The 2,339-nt window shown below is 73.4% G+C and carries 1 protein-coding gene and 2 pseudogenes; 2 read left to right on the top strand and 1 reads right to left on the bottom strand.

Annotated elements, in window-relative coordinates; genetic code table 11:
• Positions 1 to 44 precede the first annotated feature (44 nt).
• Positions 45 to 1,247, top strand: coding sequence for a septum formation family protein (locus tag HCN52_RS23855; protein WP_168090494.1), 1,203 nt, complete (start codon positions 45 to 47; stop codon positions 1,245 to 1,247).
• Positions 1,248 to 1,371: 124 nt separating this feature from the next.
• A pseudogene (locus HCN52_RS23850) lies at positions 1,372 to 2,298 on the top strand (protein kinase domain-containing protein); the annotation flags it as partial.
• Here the strand turns inward: HCN52_RS23850 and HCN52_RS26485 are convergent.
• A pseudogene (locus HCN52_RS26485) lies at positions 2,269 to 2,339 on the bottom strand (DUF6177 family protein); the annotation flags it as partial. The pseudogenes HCN52_RS23850 and HCN52_RS26485 sit on opposite strands and share 30 nt — an antisense overlap.

Here is a 2,339-nt window from a genome sequence, read left to right as displayed (position 1 = left end):
GCGATCGCGACCAACGCTCCGACTGTCCCGATGGAGGTTCCCGTATGACGCCCTTGGAGCTGCTGGCGCAGATCCCCAACCCGTGGGCCGCGCCTGCGCCCGCGGCCGTCCCGGCCGCGTTCGGCGCGCCGCCGCAGCCGGGTGAGCAGCTGCCGCGCGAGCCGCTGTCGATCGCGGCGATCGGCGCCGCCGGAATGCTGCTCTCCCCCGTGGCGCTGGGCCTGTCGGCGCTCGCGCTGCGACGCCACCGCCGCCGCCCGGCCCGCGGCCGGTCACTGGCCGTGGCCGCGGCGACCATCGCGGTGGCCCAGCTGGGCGTGGCCGCGGTCGCGGTGCCGGTCGCTCTCTCCTGGGACAGCGGCGAGGAGACCGCGGTCGCCGCCGAGCGGACCACCGAGGTCGAGCCGGCCGACGACACCCCCGACGACGGGAAGGCGCCGTCCAAGGACGACCCGGAGTGGCAGGACTGGCACGACGAGGTCGACCCGGACCTCCCGACGGCCACCGGTCCGCTCTGGGCCGACGTGCTGGCTCCGGGGGACTGCATCGGGGCGCTTCCCGAGGGGGATGCCGTCCTCGACCTGGGTCTGGTCAGCTGCGAAGCCCCGCACGAGGGGGAGGTCTTCGGCCGCGTTGAGTTGTTCGGCCAGGGCGAGGAGGCTCCTGACGACGAGGAGCTGATGGACCTCGCCTACCAGGGGTGCGACCCGCAGATCGTTCCGTACCTGCTGGACTCCTGGAAGGTCCTCGCCGAGGACGAACCGCTGGAGGTCGCCGTCATGCACCCGACGGCGGAGACCTGGGCCCATGGAGACCGTCAGGTGACGTGCTACTTCGTCGGGCCCGGAGGTGAACCGACGACAGGTTCGGCCCGCGGCAACCCTGCCGCCTACGACGTGGACCAGCGAACCCTGCTCCGCATCACCGGCCCACGTGACTCCGCCATGCTGAGCTCGCCCTACCTGCACGACCACGAGCGGCTGACGGCCTGGGCGGAGACGACCGGAGAGGCGGCGGAGAACCAGGCCGCCCTGCTCCGGAACATCTACTTGGACCAGTACGGCGCCACGCCGGCGGCCCTGGGGCTGGCCCGTGCCCGCGAGGCGGAGGCCGAGTTCTGGCGCGAGGTCGCCGACGCGCCGGACACCGACGCCTTCTACGCGGCGATGGCGGAGGACGAGACGATCGAGGCCGCCGAGACCGCCGAGGCGAAGCTGCGGGAGAAGTTGGACCTGCCCACCTCATGAGAGACCCTTCCGCCTCCCCGGGCCGTCCCCGGGGAGGCGGAACGTCACCGTTCCGCACCGGTTCCGGCCGGTGGGCGACCCGGGCGGCCCGGGGTGTCCGTCACCCCTCGTAAACTCTCTCGGTGTGGACGCTACCCTTCAGGACCCGCTGATCGGCCATGTCGTGGACGGGCGGTACCGCGTGGACGCGCGGATCGCCGTCGGAGGCATGGCGACGGTCTACCGCGCGCTGGACACCCGGCTGGACCGGACCCTGGCGCTGAAGGTGATGCACCCGTCCCTCTCCACCGACCACGCCTTCGTGGAGCGGTTCATCCGCGAGGCGAAGTCGGTGGCCCGCCTCAACCACCCCAACGTGGTCAGCGTGACCGACCAGAGCTCCGACGGGGAGTACGTCTACCTCGCCATGGAGTACGTCGCCGGCTGCACGCTGCGCGACGTGCTGCGGGAGTCCGGGGCGCTCCAGGCCCGCGCGGTGCTGGACATCATGGAGCCGGTGCTGGCCGGCCTGGGTGCGGCCCACCGCGCCGGGATGGTCCACCGCGACATCAAGCCCGAGAACGTCCTCATCGGGGACGACGGTCGGGTGAAGGTCGCCGACTTCGGCCTGGTGCGGGGGGTGGACACCGACACCACCTCGCGGACCGAGTCCCTGCTGGGCACCGTCTCCTACCTGGCGCCCGAGCAGATCGAGGGCGGCAACGTGGGTCCGGCGGCGGACGTCTACGCCTGCGGCATCCTGCTGTTCGAGCTGCTGACCGGGGTGAAGCCGCACACGGGCGACACCCCCGCGCAGGTGCTGATGGCCCACGTCAACCGCAACGTGCCGCCACCGTCCCGGCTGGAGCCGGGCGTCCCGCCCGAGCTGGACCAGCTGGTCGCCCAGGCGACCGCCCGGCGGGCGGGGCGCAGGCCGGCGGACGCGGCGGCACTGCTCTCACAGCTGCGGTCGGCGCGTGCCGGGCTGACCGACGCCCAGCTGAACCGCCCAGGTCGGCAGCGGCAGCCGGGCGCGAAGGGCTCGCGTGAGGTCCTGCCGCGACCAGGGGGTGCCGGCCGGTTCCGCTGTCCCCCACGAGGCGGGGGTGTCAC

The organism is Streptomyces bohaiensis (assembly GCF_012033785.1).
Taxonomy (GTDB): Bacteria; Actinomycetota; Actinomycetes; order Streptomycetales; family Streptomycetaceae; genus Streptomyces; species Streptomyces bohaiensis.
The sequence above is the reverse complement of the archived record's forward strand: the minus strand, read 5'-3'. Positions and strand labels throughout refer to the sequence as shown.